This is a genomic window from Pseudomonas sp. (genome assembly GCF_040514055.1).
Lineage (GTDB): Bacteria > Pseudomonadota > Gammaproteobacteria > Pseudomonadales > Pseudomonadaceae > Aquipseudomonas.
The window spans coordinates 32,689-51,186 of sequence record NZ_JBEVDL010000011.1 but is presented as its reverse complement, the minus strand read 5'-3'; the positions used below and the strand labels follow the sequence as shown (position 1 = coordinate 51,186).

At 68.1% G+C, this 18,498-nt stretch carries 12 protein-coding genes; 7 read left to right on the top strand and 5 right to left on the bottom strand.

Annotation, left to right across the window (positions count from 1 at the left end):
* Positions 1–12: 12 nt before the first annotated feature.
* Positions 13–420: an SMI1/KNR4 family protein gene (locus tag ABWY06_RS02940; protein WP_353924069.1), complete on the bottom strand. Its 408-nt coding sequence runs from the start codon at positions 418–420 to the stop codon at positions 13–15.
* 179 nt (positions 421–599) lie between these two features.
* Between ABWY06_RS02940 and ABWY06_RS02935 the strand changes: the two genes are divergently transcribed.
* The gene (locus ABWY06_RS02935; protein WP_353924068.1) at positions 600–3,764 is read left to right on the top strand and encodes a S41 family peptidase; all 3,165 of its coding nucleotides are present in this window, start codon (positions 600–602) and stop codon (positions 3,762–3,764) included.
* Between the two features lie 16 nt (positions 3,765–3,780).
* Here ABWY06_RS02935 and ABWY06_RS02930 read toward each other — a convergent pair whose 3' ends face one another.
* The 3 genes from ABWY06_RS02930 to uvrD form a co-directional block, all read right to left on the bottom strand.
* A complete protein-coding gene (locus ABWY06_RS02930; RefSeq protein ID WP_353924067.1) occupies positions 3,781–4,773 on the bottom strand; it encodes an ABC transporter substrate-binding protein in 993 nt (330 codons plus the stop codon).
* A gap of 12 nt (positions 4,774–4,785) precedes the next feature.
* Positions 4,786–5,568, bottom strand: coding sequence for a hypothetical protein (locus ABWY06_RS02925; protein WP_353924066.1), 783 nt, complete (start codon positions 5,566–5,568; stop codon positions 4,786–4,788).
* Positions 5,569–5,639: 71 nt separating this feature from the next.
* Complete coding sequence (gene uvrD / locus ABWY06_RS02920; protein ID WP_353924065.1) at positions 5,640–7,820, bottom strand: DNA helicase II; 2,181 nt, start codon at positions 7,818–7,820, stop codon at positions 5,640–5,642.
* Between the two features lie 201 nt (positions 7,821–8,021).
* Between uvrD and hutI the strand changes: the two genes are divergently transcribed.
* From hutI to ABWY06_RS02890, 6 genes are all read left to right on the top strand, one after another.
* Positions 8,022–9,233, top strand: coding sequence for an imidazolonepropionase (gene hutI / locus ABWY06_RS02915; RefSeq protein ID WP_353924064.1), 1,212 nt, complete (start codon positions 8,022–8,024; stop codon positions 9,231–9,233).
* Positions 9,230–10,159, top strand: coding sequence for a formimidoylglutamase (gene hutG / locus ABWY06_RS02910; RefSeq protein ID WP_353924063.1), 930 nt, complete (start codon positions 9,230–9,232; stop codon positions 10,157–10,159). The genes hutI and hutG overlap by 4 nt, the downstream gene beginning before the upstream one ends.
* 15 nt (positions 10,160–10,174) lie before the next feature.
* Entirely contained in the window at positions 10,175–11,839 is a 1,665-nt protein-coding gene (gene hutU / locus ABWY06_RS02905; protein ID WP_353924062.1) for a urocanate hydratase, read from the top strand.
* Positions 11,840–11,976: 137 nt separating this feature from the next.
* A complete protein-coding gene (gene hutH, locus ABWY06_RS02900; RefSeq protein WP_353924061.1) occupies positions 11,977–13,509 on the top strand; it encodes a histidine ammonia-lyase in 1,533 nt (510 codons plus the stop codon).
* Positions 13,510–13,693: 184 nt separating this feature from the next.
* Positions 13,694–14,428 carry a histidine utilization transcriptional repressor HutC gene (hutC, locus tag ABWY06_RS02895; protein ID WP_353924060.1) on the top strand — a complete coding sequence of 245 codons (735 nt, stop codon included), beginning with the start codon at positions 13,694–13,696 and terminating at the stop codon, positions 14,426–14,428.
* A gap of 93 nt (positions 14,429–14,521) precedes the next feature.
* Positions 14,522–17,410, top strand: coding sequence for a putative bifunctional diguanylate cyclase/phosphodiesterase (locus ABWY06_RS02890; RefSeq protein WP_353924059.1), 2,889 nt, complete (start codon positions 14,522–14,524; stop codon positions 17,408–17,410).
* A gap of 4 nt (positions 17,411–17,414) precedes the next feature.
* On the opposite strand, the gene ABWY06_RS02885 is transcribed toward ABWY06_RS02890, so the two are convergent.
* Positions 17,415–18,356: a hypothetical protein gene (locus ABWY06_RS02885; RefSeq protein WP_353924058.1), complete on the bottom strand. Its 942-nt coding sequence runs from the start codon at positions 18,354–18,356 to the stop codon at positions 17,415–17,417.
* Positions 18,357–18,498 lie beyond the last annotated feature (142 nt).

Genomic DNA, 18,498 nt, shown 5'->3' with positions numbered 1-18,498 from the left:
CCCCGCAGCGGATCAGCTTTCCAGCCAGACCTCGCGGGCCCATTTCCACACCGAGTCCCAGCTCTCGTCGGTGAGGTCGGCTTCGTCGCCATCCCACAGCAGCACCGTGCCGTCCAGCTCGACGCAGTAATAGTTGCCCTGATCCTCGCACAGCGGAATCAGCTCGCGGGGCACGCCGAGGGACCAGGCCACCGAGGCCACTTCCGGCAGGTAGGTGTGCGATTGTGGATCGGTCACGGTGACCGGCTCCAGGTGGCCAAAGACCACATCGCTGACCTGCAGCAGGAACTCGCGAAACTCGAAGGGGATGTTGATCAGCAGCTGTTCCTCGATCTCCACCAGGAGTTCCTCTTCGGGCAGCTCCAGCGGTACGGGCACAGTTTCGTTACGTTCGCGCAGTTCTTCGATCACTTCTTCCACGGCAGGGATCCTCCAGGGTGCGGGTGTGCTTTATACAGTAGCTGGCGGACGGAAGAAAAAAACCCGTTGCGTCACGCTTGCGGCCTGGGCGCGAGTGGACGGGCAATCCGCGGCGGACGGGCTGCGAATGGCCAGGTAAAGCCCTACACTGGCGCGCCCAATTCCGTGAAATAGTCCCCATGCTCGATCGCTACCGTCCCCTTGTCCTGCTCGGCCTGTTGGTCAGTTCCCTGGCTCAGGGCGAGCCGGCGCTCTGGTTGCGCGAGCCGCGCCTGTCGCCCGACGGCACCCAGCTGGTGTTCAGGGCCCACGGTCGCCTGTACCGGGTCGATGCCAGCGGCGGGGCCGCCTACCCGGTCACCGGCAGTCACTACTACGCCCACCACCCGGTCTGGTCGGCCGATGGCCGGCAGCTGGCGTTCGCCGCCAACCTCTATGGCAATGACGATGTGTTTCTGTTGCCCGCCGTTGGCGGCGAGTTGCGCCGGCTGACCCGCCACAGCGCGGACGACTGGCCGCTGGCATTCGGTGACGGCGACCGCAGCCTGCGCCTGGCCTCCCGGCGCCTGGGCCGTGCGCAAAGCGACTTCTACCTGGCCGAGGGCAGCCAGAACGGCGCCCTGTACCGGTTGAACCTGCAGGACGGCGCGCTGCTGGCTGAGCAGGCGCTGCCGGCGCCCCTGGCGCAGTGGAATGCCGCCCAGGATTGCCTGCTGTATCAGATGCCGGGCATGGACCAGCCCTGGCGTAAACACCAGCGCTCCTTTGCCGTGAGCCGGGTCTGGAGCTTCGACGCGAAAAGCGGCGAGCACCGCCAGTTGAGCGAAGACCGTATCGCCGCCAGCGACCCGCAGTGGCAGCCGGGCCAACGCGCCTATTACTACCTGAGCGAGCGCAGCGGCGATTTCAACGTCTGGCACCGCGACCTGCAGTCGGGCCAGGAGCGCCAGGTCACCCGCCACCAGGGTCATCCGGTGCGCGACCTGAGCGTGGCCGGCAATGGCGACCTGGCCTATGCCTTCGACGGCCAGTTGTACCGCCTCAAGGCTGGCGAAAGCGAGCCCAAGGCCTTGCCCATCGAGCTGCTGGGCGCCCGGGACTCCGGCGAGCAGAATGCGCCGCTGGAGCAGGTCGACGACTTTGTCGTCTCGGCCGATGGCCGCGAGGTGATCCTGGTCAGCCAGGGTGACCTCTACGCGCTGGATACCCGACGCAAGCGGGTGCGGCAATTGACCGAGACGCCGGCCGAGGAGCAGGCGCCGCTGTACAGCCGCGATGGCCATGGGCTGATCTACACCAGCGAGCAGGACGGCCAGGCGGCGCTGTACCGGCTGCAGGCGAGTACGCCGGATACCTCGCTGGTACCCGCCCAGGCGCTGGAGAGCACGCTGTTGTTGCGCCTGCCCGGGCAGGCGATCAGCCAGCCGCGGTTGTCACCCGATGGTCGCCAACTGGCCTTTGTGCTCGACCGGCAGGCGGTGCATGTGCTCGACCTGGCCAGCGGCACGCAGCGACAGTTGGTGGGGGCCGAGCAGAACACCTGGCGCGACGGCCTGGAGTTGAGCTGGTCCCCGGATTCCCGACGCCTGGCCTTGACCATCAACCCCGATACCCAGCAGCAGGACGTGGCCCTGGTCGAGCTCGACGGCAGCGCCCCGCTGCGCAATGTCAGCCTCAATGGCTACCGCGACGCCGACCCGCATTGGAGCAGCGACGGCGCCATGCTCTATTGGCAGACCGGCCAGTACGCCAGCTTCGGCGCGGACAGCGAGTCGACCGGCAGCAGCTTGCTGGGCTACTTTGTCAGCCGCCAGGCCAAGGGCCATTTTCTCGACGGCGAGAAAGCCCCCAGCACCGGCTACCGCTTCGAGGTCGAAGGCCTGGAGCATCGCCAGAGCCTGTTGGTGACCCCGCCAGGCGAGGTACTGGCCAGCCATCTGCAGGGCGACCAGTTGACCTACGTGCTGCTGCAGGACGGCCCGGTGGGCCGCAAGGCCCAGGTCTATCGGCATGACCTGCGCAACCTCAAGACCGAACTGTTGCCGGCCGAGTTGCCCGAGTTGCCCGAGGAGCCACAGGTGCGTTTGAGCGGCGATGGCAAGCGGCTCTACCTGCTGCTCGACGGCGAGGTGCAGGCGTTCGACCTCGAGGACGAGACCCAGCAGACCTTTGCCTTCGAACTGCGCCAGCGCGCCAGCTGGCAAAGCCGCATGGCCGCCAGCTTCGATCAGCTGGTGCGTGAAACCCGCAGCGAGTTCTACCGCGAGGACATGAACGGGGTCGACTGGCAGGCCTATGCCGATCACTACCGGGACTTTCTGCCCCAGGTCAGCACGCCCCAGGACTATGCGATCCTGCTGGGCGAGTTGGCCGGCGAGCTGAACGTCTCCCACACCTGGGCCTACACCCAGGCCGACTCGCCCTATGCGGAGGATCACACCGCCAGCCTGGGGCTGTACTTCGCCCGAGAGGGCGCCGCCCTGACCATCGCCGGCCTGTTGCCGGGCGGGCCCTTCGACCTGGCCCAGGCCACGCCGGGCGAGGTGCTGCTGGCGGTAAATGGCCAGCCGGTGGCGAACGAGGAGGAGCTCGCGGGCCTGCTCAATCATCAGGCCGGGCAGCGCCTGAGCCTGACCCTGGTCGACGCCGCGGGCGATCAGCGGATCGAGACGGTGAGTGCGATCAGCCTCGCCAAGGAGAACACGCTGGCATTGCGGCGCTGGGTCGAGCGCCGCCGCGAGCAGGTGCGCCAGGCCAGCCAGGGGCGGGTCGGTTATGTCTACCTGCCGGAGATGAGCGCGGAGGTTTTCCAGGCGGTGGTGGCCGAAGCCCTGGGGCGCCAACGCAATGCCGAGCTGCTGATCGTCGATGTACGCTTCAACAAGGGCGGTTACCTGGCCAACACCCTGGTCGGGTTGTTGACCGGCAAAGGTCAGGACAAGGGCATGGGCAGCAACGCGCCGCGGGTGGGTCAAGGCGCGCCGGACTCGGCGTCGCGGCAATGGACCAAGGCCTCGCTGCTGCTGGCCAACGCCGGCAGTTACTCAGAAGGGTCGTTCTTCAGCCAGGTCTACCATGACCAGAAGGTCGGGCCGTTGCTGGGCGAACCGGTGCCGGGCACCGGCACCGTGGTCTACGAACACCTGTCGCGGCTGTTGCCGGGGCTCAGTTACGGTATTCCGCAAATGCAGCTGCGCATGGCCGACGGGCGTTCCTACGAAAACCAGGAATTGCTGCCGGACCGCGAGGTGCGCCTGACCCCGGCGGACCTGCTCGAGGGGCGCGACCCGCAGCTGGACGCCGCGATCGACACCGCGCTGGCCAGTCTGAAACCACGCCAGTGACAGGCGCTGGCGGCCGTTAGGGTGCAGGCGTCTCGAGTGGCTGCAAAGGCAGCAGCAGTGCCTGGAAGCTGCTTTGCGAAGCCCAGATACGGCCATTCAGTGGGTCCCGGGCGGCGTGCTCGGCCAGCAGGCTGGCGCTTTCCTGGCGCAGGCGTTGCTGCAGCGGCGCCGGCAACGGGCTGAACAGCACGCCTTGCAGGCGCAGGCGCTCCAGGGCCAGTGCGCACTGGTAGAGGGCGTCGTCCTCGGCCTGCTGGCCAAGGCCCCGGCTGGCCTCGCGGACTATCGCCTGCAGGTCTGCTGGCAAGCCTTGGTAGGCCTGCTGGTTGATCAACAGGTCGGCGGCCGCGGCGCGACCCGGCCAGGGGTAGTAGTACCGCGCGCCCCGATGCAGCCCTAGCGCCTCGTCCTGGGGCAGCCCCTGGGAGATGCGCGCCTGGGGCGGATCCTGGGCCAGTGGCGGCTCGACGCGCGCGCCGAGGCGCTGCAACAGTTCGCCGAGCAGGCCGGGTTGCCGGACCGTCATGCCCAGCAGGTCAGTCGCCGCGCCCAGCTCGCGGTCGGACCATAACCCCAATGACAAGGGCTCTTGTTCCAGTGCCAGGGGCAACACCCCGTAAGGCCCATAGGTCTGCTCCCACAGCGCCTGCCCACCGTGCTGCAACCAGGCCGCATACTGCGACGCGGACAGGCCAAAGGGTTGCGCGCCGAAAAACACCGCGGCAGGTAGTGCATCCTCGGCGGACTGGCCAAGGCCCATTTCCAACGCCCCGCTGGACACCCGCTCAAGGCGCGCCGCGCCGTCCAGCGCCAGCGGTTGCAGCTGCAGGCGCCCGGCGCTGAGGCGGTTCACCCGCTCGGCCAACTGCTCGGCCAGGGCCTGATGTGTCGGCGCATCGCTATAACCCAGGCGCCAGACCCGTGCGGGCGCGGTCGGTTCGGGGCAGCCGGCCAACAGCAGGCCGGTGGTCAGCAGCAGGATTTTCAACAGCCTGGTTGGGTTCGGCATACGGTTCCCCGTCTAAGGCGCGCAGCCCGGGCGCACGGCCAGGGCGTGATCGGAACGCAGGACGAGGCGGGTCGGCGAGCCGGCCTGCAGCGCGAAGTGGCGCGCGAACCAGGCCGGGCCGTCCTCGTAACGCAGCCGGGTGGCGCTGGACTCGGTCAGCGCCGAGGCCTCCACCTCGACTGTCGGCACCACCAGGCAGTCCAGCGCCAAGGAGCTCACTCGCCTGCCATCCTCCAGGCTGACCGCATAGAGCGACGCAGGCCGCCGCCCGTTGACGTCGGCCAGGACCGCCAGGTTATCGCGGATGGCCAGCAGCACGCCGGGTCCGACCTCGATCACCCGCACCGGCGAGCCTTGTACCAGGTACAGCGTGCGGTCGGTGCGCAGCGACAGCCAGCCCGGCACGCGGGCATCGCCAAAGCGCGGGTAGGGCACAGGCTCCAGCAGCACCTGGGCCTGCAAGCGGCCCGCCTGCAGGCTCAGCTGTGCCAGCGCATAGTCGCCGCCGGAGGCGCGGCTGAACAGCACCAGCACTTGGTCGGGACCGGTGCTGACGGCGGCTGCCAGCTGGATGACGCCCGGGTCCTGGCCGCCGGGGGTCAGGGCCTGCCCCAGCTGCGCGGCATCCACCGGGCGGCCCTCGGCGCGCAGCCGGTAGTGGACGCTCTGGTTCGAGGCGCCGGTGTCCCAGCTGTGATACTCCTCGACCAGCTGCTCGATCTCCAGGCCCTGGCCGAGCGGGATCAGCGGCGCGAGCACCAGCAGTATCAGCAGCAGCAAGAGCGCGAATCGCACGTCCGTGTTCTCCTGGAGCGGGTCAACCGGCGCCGTGTCCGGCGCGGGCGGTCATGCGCCGCGAAGGCGGCTCAAAGGGCTTCCAGCTTGGCGTAACCGAGCATCAACCATTTGCTGCCCTCGGAGAAATTCACCTGCACCCGGGCCTGGGCGCCGGCGCCCTCGAAGTTGAGGATCACCCCTTCGCCGAACAGGGAGTGGCGCACGTGCTGGCCGAGGCGGAACTCGGTTTCCGGTACTTCGGCGCCGGCGAACAGGTTGCCGTTGGATGGCCGGCTAGCGCTGCCGTAGGGGCGGCTGACGCTGTTAGACAGCCGCACTTCCTGGATCAGTTGCGGCGGGATCTCGCGGACGAAACGCGAAATCTTGTTGTAGGTCTCGCTGCCGTACAGGCGGCGGGTTTCCGCGTAGCTGATCACCAATTGCTGCATGGCGCGGGTGATGCCGACATAGGCCAGGCGGCGTTCCTCTTCCAGGCGGCCGGGTTCCTCCAGGCTCATCTTGTGCGGGAACAGTCCTTCTTCCATGCCCACCAGGAACACCTGGGGAAACTCCAGGCCCTTGGCGCTGTGCAGGGTCATCAGTTGCACGCTGTCCTCGAAGGCATCGGCCTGGGTGTCCCCGGCCTCCAGCGAGGCATGGCCGAGAAAGGCCGCCAGGGGCGTCTGCTCGTCCTCTTCGTGGTTCTCGAAGGTGCGCGCCGCCGAGACCAGTTCCTCGAGGTTCTCCACCCGGGCCTGGCCTTTTTCGCCTTTTTCTTCCTTGTGGTAGGTGATCAGGCCGCTGTCCTCGATCACCACCTGGGTCATCAGGTGCAGCGGCATGTCGCGTACCTTGGTCGCCAGGCCCTCGATCAGCTCGACAAAGCCGGTCAGCGCCGACGCGGCGCGGCCGGCCAGGCCCTTGTGAGCGATCAGCTGGCGAATCGCTTCCCACATCGACAGGTCGGCGCCGCGGGCGTGTTCGCGGATCGCCTCGAGGGTTTTTTCGCCGATGCCGCGGGCCGGCACGTTGACCACCCGCTCCAGCGCCGCGTCGTTGCCGCGGCCGTCGAGCAGGCGCAGGTAGGCCATGGCGTTCTTGATTTCCGCGCGCTCGAAGAAGCGCTGGCCGCCGTAGATGCGGTAGGGGATCTTTTCCCGCAGCAGGGCTTCCTCGAGCACCCGCGACTGGGCGTTGGAGCGGTAGAGGATGGCGATGTCGCTACGGGCCATGCCGCCCTTGAGCGCGCGCTCGATGCTCTCGACCACGTAGCGCGCTTCGTCGTGCTCGTTGAAGGCGGCGTACAGGTTGATCGGCTCGCCGTCGCCGTCTTCGGTCCACAGCTCCTTGCCCAGGCGCCCACTGTTGTTGGCGATCAGGGCGTTGGCGGCCTTGAGGATGCCGGCGGTGGAGCGGTAGTTCTGCTCCAGGCGGATGGTCTGGGCGTCGGGGAAATCGCGGCTGTACTGGTGAATATTCTCGATCTTGGCCCCGCGCCAGCCGTAGATCGACTGGTCGTCGTCGCCCACCACCATCAGGCTGGCGCCGTCCCGGGCGAGCAGGCGCAGCCAGGCGTATTGCACGGCGTTGGTGTCCTGGAACTCGTCCACCAGCACATGGCGGAAACGCCGCTGGTAGTGCTCGAGCAGGCCCGGGTGGTCGCGCCACAGGTCCAGGGCGCGCAGCAGCAGTTCGGAGAAATCGATCACTCCGGCGCGGGCACAGGCCGCCTCGTAGGCTTCGTAGATGCCGCGCATGGTGCTGAGAAACAGGTCGCCGCTGGCCTGGATATGCTGCGGGCGCAGGCCTTCGTCTTTTTGGCCGTTGATAAACCACTGGGCCTGGCGGGCCGGCCAGCGCTGTTCGTCGAGGCCCAGGTCGCGGATCACCCGCTTGACCAGGCGCTGCTGGTCGTCGCTGTCGAGGATCTGGAAGCTCTGGCTCAGGCCGGCTTCCTGCCAGTGGGCGCGCAGCAGGCGGTGGGCCAGGCCGTGGAAGGTACCCACCCACATGCCGGCCGGGTTCAGCCCCAGCAGCTGCTCGATGCGCACGCGCATCTCGGCGGCGGCCTTGTTGGTAAAGGTCACCGACAGGATCGAATGGGCCGAGGCCTGCTCCACCTGAATCAACCAGGCGATGCGGTGCACCAGCACACGGGTCTTGCCGGAGCCGGCACCGGCCAGGACCAACTGACGACCCAGGGAGGCGGCTACGGCCTGGCGCTGGGCGTCGTTGAGCGAATTCAACAGGAGGGAGAGGTCATCATGCATCGCGGCATTCTACGGACGGGGGCAGGGGGGGGCAAACCCAGTTGTCCGGCGGTGGTCGTCAGGGTACGGCAGGTGGCGGTCTGCCATTCCCTCTCCTGACCGAGGATGGGGCTTATTGATTTATTGGTATATACATTAGCTTTGACATATGGATTTTATCGCGCTATTTGTATGTACAAATAAATCCAAGAGCGGCGTCCCATGGCTCACCTGCGTAGCTGGATCAACCTGCGTATCGCCAGTTTCGACCCGGCGTGGCCGCAGCCCTATGGCGCCCTGCCCGGCATGGCGCTGGAGGTGCGCGACGGGCGTATCGAGCGGTTGTTGCCGATGGCCGAGTGGTCGGCCACGCCGGGCGTCGAGGTGATCGATGGCGAGGGCCGCTGGCTGACCCCCGGGTTGATCGACTGCCACACCCATCTGGTCTGGGGCGGTGACCGGGCGGCGGACTTCGAGCGACGTCTGCAGGGCGCCACCTATGCCGAGGTCGCTGCGGCCGGCGGCGGCATCCGTTCCACCGTGGCGGCGACCCGCGCGGCCAGCGAGCAGGGCCTGTTCGACGCCGCCGAGCCACGGCTGCGCGCCCTGCTGGCCGAAGGCGTGACCTGCGTCGAGATCAAGTCCGGCTACGGCCTGGACGCCGAACATGAATTGAAGCAGCTGCGGGTCGCGCGCCGTCTGGGCCGCGAGCTGCCGGTGCGGGTGCGCAGCACCCTGCTGGCCGCCCATGCCGTGCCCGTGGAGTTCGCCGGCAATGCCGACGGCTATATCGACCTGGTGTGTTCGACCATCCTGCCGGCCGCCGCCGAGGCGGGCTTGGCCGATGCGGTGGACCTGTTCTGCGAGAACGTCGGTTTCAGCCTGGCCCAGAGCCGCCGGGTGTTCGAGCGGGCGCGGGAACTGGGCCTGCCGCTCAAGGGCCATGTCGAGCAGTTGTCCCACCAGGGCGGCGCGCGTCTGGTGGCCGAGTTCGCTGGCCTGTCGGCCGACCATGTGGAGTATCTGGACGCTGCCGATATCGCCGCCCTGGCAGCGGCGGGCACTGTCGCCGTGCTGCTGCCGGGCGCCTTTCTGTTCCTCAATGAAACCCGCAAACCGCCGGTGGCCGCGCTGCGCGCCGCGGGCGTGCCGTTGGCGGTGTCCACCGACCTCAATCCGGGCACCTCGCCATTCGCTTCGTTGCGCCTGATGGGCAACCTGGCCTGCTGCCTGTTTGGCCTGACGCCGGAAGAGGCGCTGGCCGGCATGACCCGCGAGGCGGCCCGCGCCCTGGGCCTGGACGACTGCGGGATGATCCGCGCCGGCCTGCGCGCGGATTTCGCCCTGTGGGACATCGAGCATCCCGCACAACTGGTGTATGAGCCCCTGACCCCGCGCCTGTGGCGGCGGGTCCTGGGCGGGGAGGTGGTATGAGCCTGGTCGAAGTGGATATGTGCCCCTGGCAAGGGCGAGTGGATGCCGGCGAAGGGCCGCGCGCCCTGCGTTGGCACCAGTGTGTGGCGCCCTATACGACGGATGCGGCGCCTGGCGTGGCGTTGCTGGGTTTTGCCTGCGACGAGGGGGTGCGCCGCAACCAGGGTCGCCTGGGCGCGGCCGAGGGCCCGACGGCCTTGCGCAAGGCCCTGGCCAACCTGGCCTGGCATGGCAGCCGCCCGGTGTTCGATGCCGGTGATCTGCGCTGCCTGGGCGAAGACCTCGAAGGCGCCCAGCAGGCCCTGGCCGCGCGGGTCGCCGAGCTGATCGGCGCGGGCCAGCTGCCGTTGCTGCTGGGCGGCGGCCATGAGACCGCCTGGGGCAGTTTCCAGGGCCTGGCCCGGGCAATGCCCGACGCGCGTTTTGGCATCATCAACCTGGATGCCCATTTCGACTTGCGCCAGAGCGCTCAGGCCAGTTCCGGTACGCCCTTTGCCCAGATCGGTGCCTGGCACCAGCGGCACGGCCGGCCGTTCGACTACCTGTGCCTGGGCGTGGCCGAGCCGTCCAACAGCGCTGCGTTGTTCGACACCGCCCGGAATTTCGGCCTGAGCTGGTGGCTCGACGAGGACCTTGAGTCTGCGCGTCTGCCGGCGCTGTTGGCGCAGATCGACGAATTCTGTGCCGGGGTCGACGCCGTGCAGTTATCCATCGACCTGGACGTGTTGCCGGCCAGTGTCATGCCGGCGGTCAGTGCGCCGGCCGCTCGCGGCGTACCCCTGGAATACATCGAAGCCATCCTCGAACGGGTCAAGGCCAGTGGCCGTCTGGCGCTGGCCGAGGTGGTGGAGTTCAACCCCCGATTCGACATTGATCATCACGGCGCGCGCTGCGCCGCTCGCCTGCTCTGGAAGCTGGCGCGTTAACGCCTGGAGATAGCCATGACTGCCTGTTCCCCGCGCACCTTGCGTGCGCCCCGCGGTACCGAACTCAGCTGCAAGAGTTGGCTGACCGAAGCGGCCTACCGCATGCTGCACAACAACCTCGACCCGGAGGTGGCCGAGCACCCGGAGAGCCTGGTGGTCTATGGCGGCATCGGCCGCGCGGCGCGGGACTGGCCGTGCCTGGAGAAAATCCTGGAAACCTTGTTGCGCCTGGAAGACGACGAGACGCTGTTGATCCAGTCGGGCAAGCCGGTGGGGGTATTCCGCACCCACGCCGACGCGCCGCGGGTGCTGCTGGCCAACTCCAACCTGGTACCGCACTGGGCGACCTGGGAGCACTTCCATGAACTGGATCGCAAGGGCCTGATGATGTACGGCCAGATGACGGCCGGCAGCTGGATCTACATCGGTTCCCAGGGCATCGTCCAGGGCACCTACGAGACGTTTTTCGCCATCGCCAACCAGCATTTTGCCGGTAACCCACGCGGGCGCTGGATCCTCACCGGCGGCCTGGGCGGCATGGGCGGTGCCCAGCCCCTGGCGGCGACCATGGCCGGGTTCTGCATGCTGGCGGTGGAGTGCGACGAGACGCGCATCGACTTCCGCCTGCGCACCCGTTACCTGGACCACAAGGCCAGCAACCTGGACGAGGCGCTGCAACTGATCGAGACGGCCAAGGCCGAGGGCCGGGCGATATCCGTCGGTCTGCTGGGCAATGCCGCCGATGTCTTCGCCGAGCTGGTGAGCCGCGGCGTGACCCCCGACTGCGTGACCGACCAGACCTCGGCCCACGACCCGCTTAACGGTTACTTGCCGGCCGGCTGGAGCTTGGCGCAGTGGCGCGAGCAGCAGCACAGCGCGCCCCAGGCGGTGACTGCCGCCGCCAAGGCAACGATGGCGGTGCAGGTTCGGGCCATGCTGGCGTTCCAAGAGCGCGGCGCGGCGGTGCTGGACTATGGCAACAATATTCGCCAGATGGCCCTGGAGGAGGGCGTGACCAACGCCTTCGATTTCCCCGGTTTCGTCCCGGCCTATATCCGCCCGCTGTTCTGCGAAGGTATCGGGCCCTTTCGCTGGGTGGCCCTGTCCGGCGACCCGGAGGATATCTACAAGACCGACGCCAAGGTCAAGGAACTGATCCCTGACGATGCCCACCTGCACAATTGGCTGGACATGGCCCGCGAGCGCATCGCCTTCCAGGGCTTGCCGGCGCGCATCTGCTGGGTCGGCCTGAAGGACCGTGCGCGGCTGGCGCTGGCCTTTAACGAGATGGTCGCCAAGGGCGAGCTGAAGGCGCCCATCGTGATCGGTCGCGACCACCTGGATTCCGGCTCGGTGGCCAGTCCCAACCGCGAAACCGAGGCCATGCTCGACGGTTCCGACGCGGTCTCCGACTGGCCCTTGCTCAATGCCCTGCTGAGCACCGCGGGGGGTGCCACCTGGGTTTCGCTGCACCATGGCGGCGGGGTCGGCATGGGCTTCTCGCAGCACGCCGGGCTGGTCATAGTGGCCGACGGCAGTGAGGCCGCCGAGCGCCGCCTGGGCCGTGTGCTGCACAACGACCCGGCCACCGGGGTGATGCGTCACGCCGATGCCGGTTACGCCATCGCCCAGCGCTGCGCCCGTGAGCAGGGCCTGGACCTGCCGATGCTGAAGGACTGACCACGGCGGCCACGCCGCGGCGTGGCGCTGCATGACCCGGACGCCTGGCGTCCGCGAACCACTGACCCGAACGGGGCGCGAAGCGTCCCAGGCTGGGCACCGGCGCCGGACGCGGGTGCCATCTGAGGATAAGAGACATGTACGATTTGCTGATCGAACCCGGCCACCTGACCCTGGCCGACCTGCGCCGGGTTGCCCGTGCCCCGGTGCGGGTGCGCATCGCCGAAAGCGCCCAGGCGGGTATCGCCGCGTCGGCCGCCACCGTGACCCGGCTGCTTGCCGAGGGGCGGGTGATCTATGGCATCAACACCGGTTTCGGCCTGCTGGCCAATACCCGTATCGAGGCGGCTGACCTGGAGATATTGCAGCGCTCCATCGTCCTGTCCCATGCCGCCGGAATCGGCGCGCCGATGGACGACAGCACGGTACGGATGATGATGGTGCTGAAGATCAACTCCCTGGCCCGCGGCCATTCCGGCATCCGTCCGGTGGTGCTCGACGCGCTGATCCGCCTGCTGCAGACCGAGGTCTATCCCTGCGTGCCGTGCAAGGGCTCGGTGGGTGCCAGCGGCGACCTGGCTCCCCTGGCGCATATGAGCGCGGTGCTGCTGGGCGAAGGCGAGGTGATCTACCGCGGCGAGCGCCTGCCCGCCGCCGCCGGCCTGGAAATCGCCGGTCTGCAGCCGATGAACCTGGCGCCCAAGGAGGGCCTGGCCCTGCTAAACGGCACCCAGGCCAGCGCGGCCTTCGCCTTGCGCGGGTTGTTCGCCGCCGAGGACCTGTTCGCCGCGGCGCTGGTCTCCGGTTCGCTGTCGGTGGAGGCGGCCAAGGGCAGCCGCAAGCCGTTCGACGCACGGATCCATGCGGTGCGCGGGCAACCCGGGCAGATCGACGCGGCCGCCGCCTACCGCCGCCTGCTTGACCACAGCGAGATCGAGGACAGCCATCGCAGCTGCGAGAAGGTCCAGGACCCCTATTCGCTGCGCTGCCAGCCCCAGGTCATGGGTGCCTGCCTGGACCAGCTGCGCCATGCGGCGAGGGTGCTGGAGATCGAAGCCAACGCGGTATCGGACAACCCGCTGGTCTTCCCCGAGGACAACGAGATCCTTTCCGGCGGCAATTTCCACGCCGAACCGGTGGCCTTCGCCGCCGATAACCTGGCCCTGGTGATCGCCGAGATCGGCGCCCTGTCCGAGCGGCGCATGGCCCTGCTGATCGATTCCAGCCTCAGCGGCTTGCCGCCGTTCCTGGTGGAAAATGGTGGGGTCAACTCGGGTTTTATGATCGCCCAGGTCACCGCCGCGGCCCTGGCCAGCGAGAACAAGAGCCTGGCCCACCCGGCCTCGGTGGACAGCCTGCCGACCTCGGCCAACCAGGAGGACCATGTGTCCATGGCGGCCTTCGCCGGCCGCCGGCTGATCGACATGAGCGAGAACACCGCGGGGATCCTCGCCGTGGAACTGCTGGCGGCGGCCCAGGGGGTGGATTTCCGCCGTCCGCTGCGCACCTCGGCGTTGCTCGAGACGGCCATCGGCCGCCTGCGCGAAAAAGTCCCGTTCTACGACAAGGACCGTTACTTCGCCCCGGATATCGACGCCGCCTGGCGCCTGATCCTTGGCGGGGGCTTCAACGATCTGGCCCCGGCAGCCCTGTTGCCGAGCTTCGAGTAAGAGGTGGGGGTGGAACAGGGTGGCGCGACGCCTTGAAAGCTCCGTCATACCCGCGAAGGCGGGTTTCCATGGCCCTGACTTGCCGCCTTCGCGGCAGCGACGGGCTGGCTGAGGCCATGACAACGGCGGGGCGAACTGCCGAGGACCGGGACGCCGCTTCGCCCCCCAGGTATGCTATGCGCCCATGAGTACCGCCCCGCAGTACCAGCGCATCAAGGAGCATCTGCTCGCGGCCATCCGCGACGGCGAGTTGCGCCCGGGCGACCGGATCGCCGCGGAAACCAGCCTGGCCACCCAGTTCGGCGTCAGCCGCATGACGGTCAACCGGGCTATTCGTGAGCTGGCCGACGCCGGGGTGGTCGAGCGTTTTGTCGGCGATGGTACCTATATCGCCGAGCCCCGGGCCGAGTCGCCGCTGACCGAAATCCGCAATATCGCCGACGAAATCCGCGCCCGCGGTCACCAGTACAGCGCCCGGGTCGAAGGCCTGGCCGAGGTCAGCGCCGACGAGGACGTGGCCCAGCGCCTGGGCGTGCGCCTGCAGGCGAAAGTGTTCCGCAGCCTGATTGTGCACTGCGAGAACGAGGTGCCGGTGCAGTTGGAGGAGCGCCACGTCAGCCCGGAGCTGTGCCCCGACTACCTGTTGCAGGACTTCACCCAGATCACCCCCAACCAGTACCTGAGTCGCACCTGCCCGCTGACCGACGTCGAGCACCTGCTCAGCGCGCGTCTGCCCGGCGGGCACGAGCAGCGGCTGCTGAAGATCGGCGCGGACGAACCCTGCCTGCTGCTGCTGCGCCGCACCTGGTCCGGTGGCCGGCTGGTCAGTGTTGCCCGCCTCTGGCACCCCGGTAGTCGCTACGCCCTGCGCTCGCATATTCACCTGCAGGACCCGGGCAAGGGCTCGCACAGCGTTTAAGCCCGAATTAGCCGACGGGATGGTTGGGTGCCCCGCCGTGCTCGGGTATGCTCCGAATACGCCTAGGCCAGCCAACAAGAACAGAACCCGCCTATGACCGCTCCCGAGTCACGCGCCAACGCTGCCCCCGCCGTTTCGTTCGACCCGCGTCTGGTTCTCCAGCAGTACGCCACCGCTATTGCCGCCGAGCGCACCCGCCTGCTGTATTTGGGCTCGCGGCTGCCGACCCTGCTGATGCTGCTCAATGGCCTGGCCTGCGCCTACCTGCTGTGGCGTCCCCAGGACAGCCTGCTGCTCAGCGGCTGGTTGATCGCCCTGGTGCTGTTGGCGGTGTCGCGCCTGGTGCTGGTGGTGGCGTTCAACCGGGCGTTGCCCTCGCGTCAGGCGCGACCCTACTGGCACTGGATGTTTCTGATCGGTGCCGGCCTGTCCGGATCGACCCTGGCCTTCGCCGCCATCTACCTGGTGCCGGTCGACCAGTTCAGCCAGCAGGCCCTGGTCTTCGGCCTGATCGCCGCGGCGATCCTCTCGGCCAGTGTGGCCTACGCGGTCAGCTTGCCGGCGTTCCTGACCTTCGCCTTGCCCTGCCTGGTGCCGGCCATCGGCTACCTGCTGCTCAGTTTCCAGCCGCTGCAGCGCGGCTGGGGACTGTTGGCGACCATCCTGCTGCTGGCCCTGTTGGTGGTGGCCTGGCAGGTCAACCGGCTGGTGCACAATGGCCTGCTGCGGCGCTTCGAGAACCAGGCGCTGATCGCCCACCTGGAGCACGCGCGGCAGCAGGCCGAAGGCCTCAATCAGGAACTGGCGCGGGAAATCGAACAACGCCGGCGCGCCGAGCGGGAGTTGCGCGAGGCCCACGGCGAGCTGGAAATGCGCGTGGCCCAGCGCACCCTCGAGCTGGACGAAACCAGCCATGCCCTGAGCAAGAGCGAGGCGCGCCTGGCGCTGGCCCTGGAGGCCAGCGAGCTGGGCCTCTGGGACTGGGACCTGGTCAGCGACCAGGTGCACCACTCGCGGCTCCAGGAGCTGTTCGGCCTCGAGCCCGAGCAGGCCACCACCATGTTGCGCGACCTCAAGCCGCGCCTGCACCCCGAGGACCTGCCCCTGTTACGCCGGGCCCTGGTCGAGCACCTGCGCGGCAGCAGCGACGGCTACCGGGTGCAGTACCGTATCCGTCATGCGCAGGGGCACTGGGTCTGGCTCGAGGACCGTGGCCGGGCAGTGGAGCGCGACGACCGCGGTCGTGTGCTGCGCATGCTCGGTACCCGCCGCGACATCAGCGCGGCCATGGGTCGCGAGCAGGAACAGCGGCTGGCCGCCACGGTGTTCGAGGCGGCCAGTGAAGGCATCGTCATCCTCGACCCGGACTACCTGTTGCTGGCGGTCAACCAGGCCTTCAGCGAGGTCACCGGTTACCGCCGTGAGGACGTGTTGGGGCGCAGCATCGCCACCCTGGTCAACAGCCGCGAAGCACGCCGCCAGTACCAGCTGATCCGCCAGCAATTGCAGCAGACCGGCAGCTGGCAGGGCGAGATGATCGAGACGCGCAAGAACGGCGAACTCTACCCGCAGTGGCTGCAGCTCAATGCGGTGCGCGACGGACGCGGCACGGTCAGCCATATCGTCGGCTTTTTCGCCGACCTGTCGTCGCGGCGCGAGGCCGAGGAACGCCTGCGTTACCTGTCGCACTACGACGAGCTGACCGGCCTGGCCAACCGCAGCCTGTTCAAGGAGCGCCTGCACCAGGCCAGCCAACGGGCCCGTTCCAGCGGGCGAGGGCTGGCCCTGCTGCATATCGACCTGGACCGCTTCAAGCTGCTCAACGACAGCCTGGGGCACGAGGTGGCCGACCAGTTGTTGCGGCAGATGGCCCGGCGCCTGACCCAGGCGGTGTCGGAAGCCGACTGCATCGCGCGGCTGTCCGGCGACGAGTTCGCCGTGTTGCTGGACGCCTACAGCAGCCTGTCGAGCCTGGCGCGCATGGCCAGCCGGCTGTTGAGCAAACTGCGCATGCCGATGACGGTGGGCGGGCACGAGCTGGTGATCAGCGCCTCGATCGGCATCAGCCTGCTGCCGGACAACGCGCGGGAAATCTCGGCGCTGATCAGCCAGGCCAATATGGCCATGCAGCATGCCAAACACCTGGGCGGCAACAGCTTCCAGTTCTTCACCGACAACCTGCAGGCCTGCACCCTGGAGCGCCTGCAGTTGGAGAACCAGCTGCGCAAGGGCATTCAGGAAGGCCAGCTGGAGGTCTTCTACCAGCCCAAACTGTGCCTGGCCGAGGACCGCCTGCATGCCGCCGAGGCACTGGTGCGCTGGCGCCATCCGCAGTTGGGGCTGGTGCCGCCCGGCGAATTTATCGCCCTGGCCGAGGAGACCGGGCTGATCGCCGCGATTGGCGAGTTCGTCCTGCGCCAGGCCTGTCAGCAGGCCCGCGACTGGCAGCGCCAGGGGCTGGCGCAGATCCGGATCTCGGTGAACCTGTCGGTGCATCAGGTGCGCCAGGGCAACCTGGTCAGCCTGGTGCGCCAGGTGCTGGAGGACACCGGGTTGCCGGCCGCCTGCCTGGAGCTCGAGCTGACCGAAAGTCAGCTGCTGGACAACGTCGAGCATGTCATCAGCACCTTCCGCCAGTTGCGCGAGCTGGGGGTGAAACTGGCGATCGATGATTTTGGCACCGGCTATTCGTCGCTCAGTTACCTCAAGCGTTTTCCGGTGGACTACGTGAAGATCGACCAGAGTTTTATCCGCGACCTCAAGGCCAATGGCGAGGACGCCGCCATTACCCGGGCGATTATCGCCATGGCCCACAGCCTGGAGCTGAAAGTGGTCGCCGAAGGGGTGGAGACTCAGGACCAGCTGGATTTCCTGCGGACCCAGCATTGCGACGAGATCCAGGGTTTTCTGATCAGCCCTCCGCTGCCGGCCCCGGCCTTCGCCGCCTTGTTGCAGGGCCAGGCGCCGCCCACGGGCGAATAGCTGTCTAGGGGCTTCGGGGAGGCTCGATCAACCGGGGCGGGCAGCCTACCGTGAGCTCCAGCGGTGCGTCGGGGAAACGCCCGTTGTCCTGCACCGCGCTGCATTGCACCGGTGGCAAGGTGGCGAGAAAGGCGGGCGTGGGACGGGCGCCAATGCGGCCGCTGACCGGCAGGTTCAAGGTCCGCGATTCCCCTGGCGCCAGGGTGAAGGACGGCTCGCCCAGCCCGCTGACCGCCAGGGCAAAGGCATTCGGGTTGCGTACGGCGACCAGGCGCAGGGTGGCGGAGGGCACGCGAAACACTTCCTCCAGCAGTGCGCCGACCCAGACCGGCGAACCCTGGCAGGCGTAGCTGTTGGTCAGGGTGCGGGTCAGCTGGGGATCGACCCGCTCTACCCGCCGGCTGGCATCGAAGCGGCCCAGGGCATCGCTGCGGCCGGCGCGGCTGCCGTCGATGTCGATCACCTCGCTGAAGAACGCCACCTCGGTGGGGGCGTCCAGGATGAACTGGCGTTGCCCACGGTGCTCGTTGCGGATGGCCTCGGCGTTTTCCAGCGGCGGTTCGGCGGCTGGGGTGAGGACTATCCGGGCGCTCATAAAGGGCAGGCAGCCGGCGCCGCTGGGGGTGGCGCATTCGTGGGCGCGTTGCTCGGCATCGCCGATCAGTGCGCAGCGGTTGCACTGGCCGTCGATGCACTGGCCCGCCTCGCCGCAGTCGCTGGTACTGGCGCAGCTCTGCAAGGCCGCGGTATTGCCGTTGGCGAAGCGGCAGAAGGCCGGGTGGGCGGGGATTTGCAGGTCCCATCGGATGTCGATGGGGTCACCGGTACAGGCCAGGGTTGGCCTGACCTCCAACGTGCCGGGCATACCGCGTATCACGCTGCGGTCCAGGCTGCAGCTGACCAGGAGCAGCAGTGCGGCGAGGAAGACGGGAAGACGACTGGACATGGCGATCACCTGCTGCCGGAACAAATCCCTGCATTAGCGATAGCCGGTGTTCACCCCAACGCAAGCAGCCGCGACCAACGGTGCGCCCCGTGCGGGCGGCCCGGGACTGCGTCGGGCCGCGTCTGTTTGCCGTCGGGGTGTC

Coding starts and splice junctions, on each gene's coding strand:
- ABWY06_RS02935 (WP_353924068.1), top strand. CDS start 600: ATGCTCGATCGCTACCGTCCCCTTGTCCTGCTCGGCCTGTTGGTCAGT.
- ABWY06_RS02930 (WP_353924067.1), bottom strand. CDS start 4,773: ATGCCGAACCCAACCAGGCTGTTGAAAATCCTGCTGCTGACCACCGGC.
- uvrD (WP_353924065.1), bottom strand. CDS start 7,820: ATGCATGATGACCTCTCCCTCCTGTTGAATTCGCTCAACGACGCCCAG.
- hutI (WP_353924064.1), top strand. CDS start 8,022: ATGGCTCACCTGCGTAGCTGGATCAACCTGCGTATCGCCAGTTTCGAC.
- hutG (WP_353924063.1), top strand. CDS start 9,230: ATGAGCCTGGTCGAAGTGGATATGTGCCCCTGGCAAGGGCGAGTGGAT.
- hutU (WP_353924062.1), top strand. CDS start 10,175: ATGACTGCCTGTTCCCCGCGCACCTTGCGTGCGCCCCGCGGTACCGAA.
- hutH (WP_353924061.1), top strand. CDS start 11,977: ATGTACGATTTGCTGATCGAACCCGGCCACCTGACCCTGGCCGACCTG.
- hutC (WP_353924060.1), top strand. CDS start 13,694: ATGAGTACCGCCCCGCAGTACCAGCGCATCAAGGAGCATCTGCTCGCG.
- ABWY06_RS02890 (WP_353924059.1), top strand. CDS start 14,522: ATGACCGCTCCCGAGTCACGCGCCAACGCTGCCCCCGCCGTTTCGTTC.
- ABWY06_RS02885 (WP_353924058.1), bottom strand. CDS start 18,356: ATGTCCAGTCGTCTTCCCGTCTTCCTCGCCGCACTGCTGCTCCTGGTC.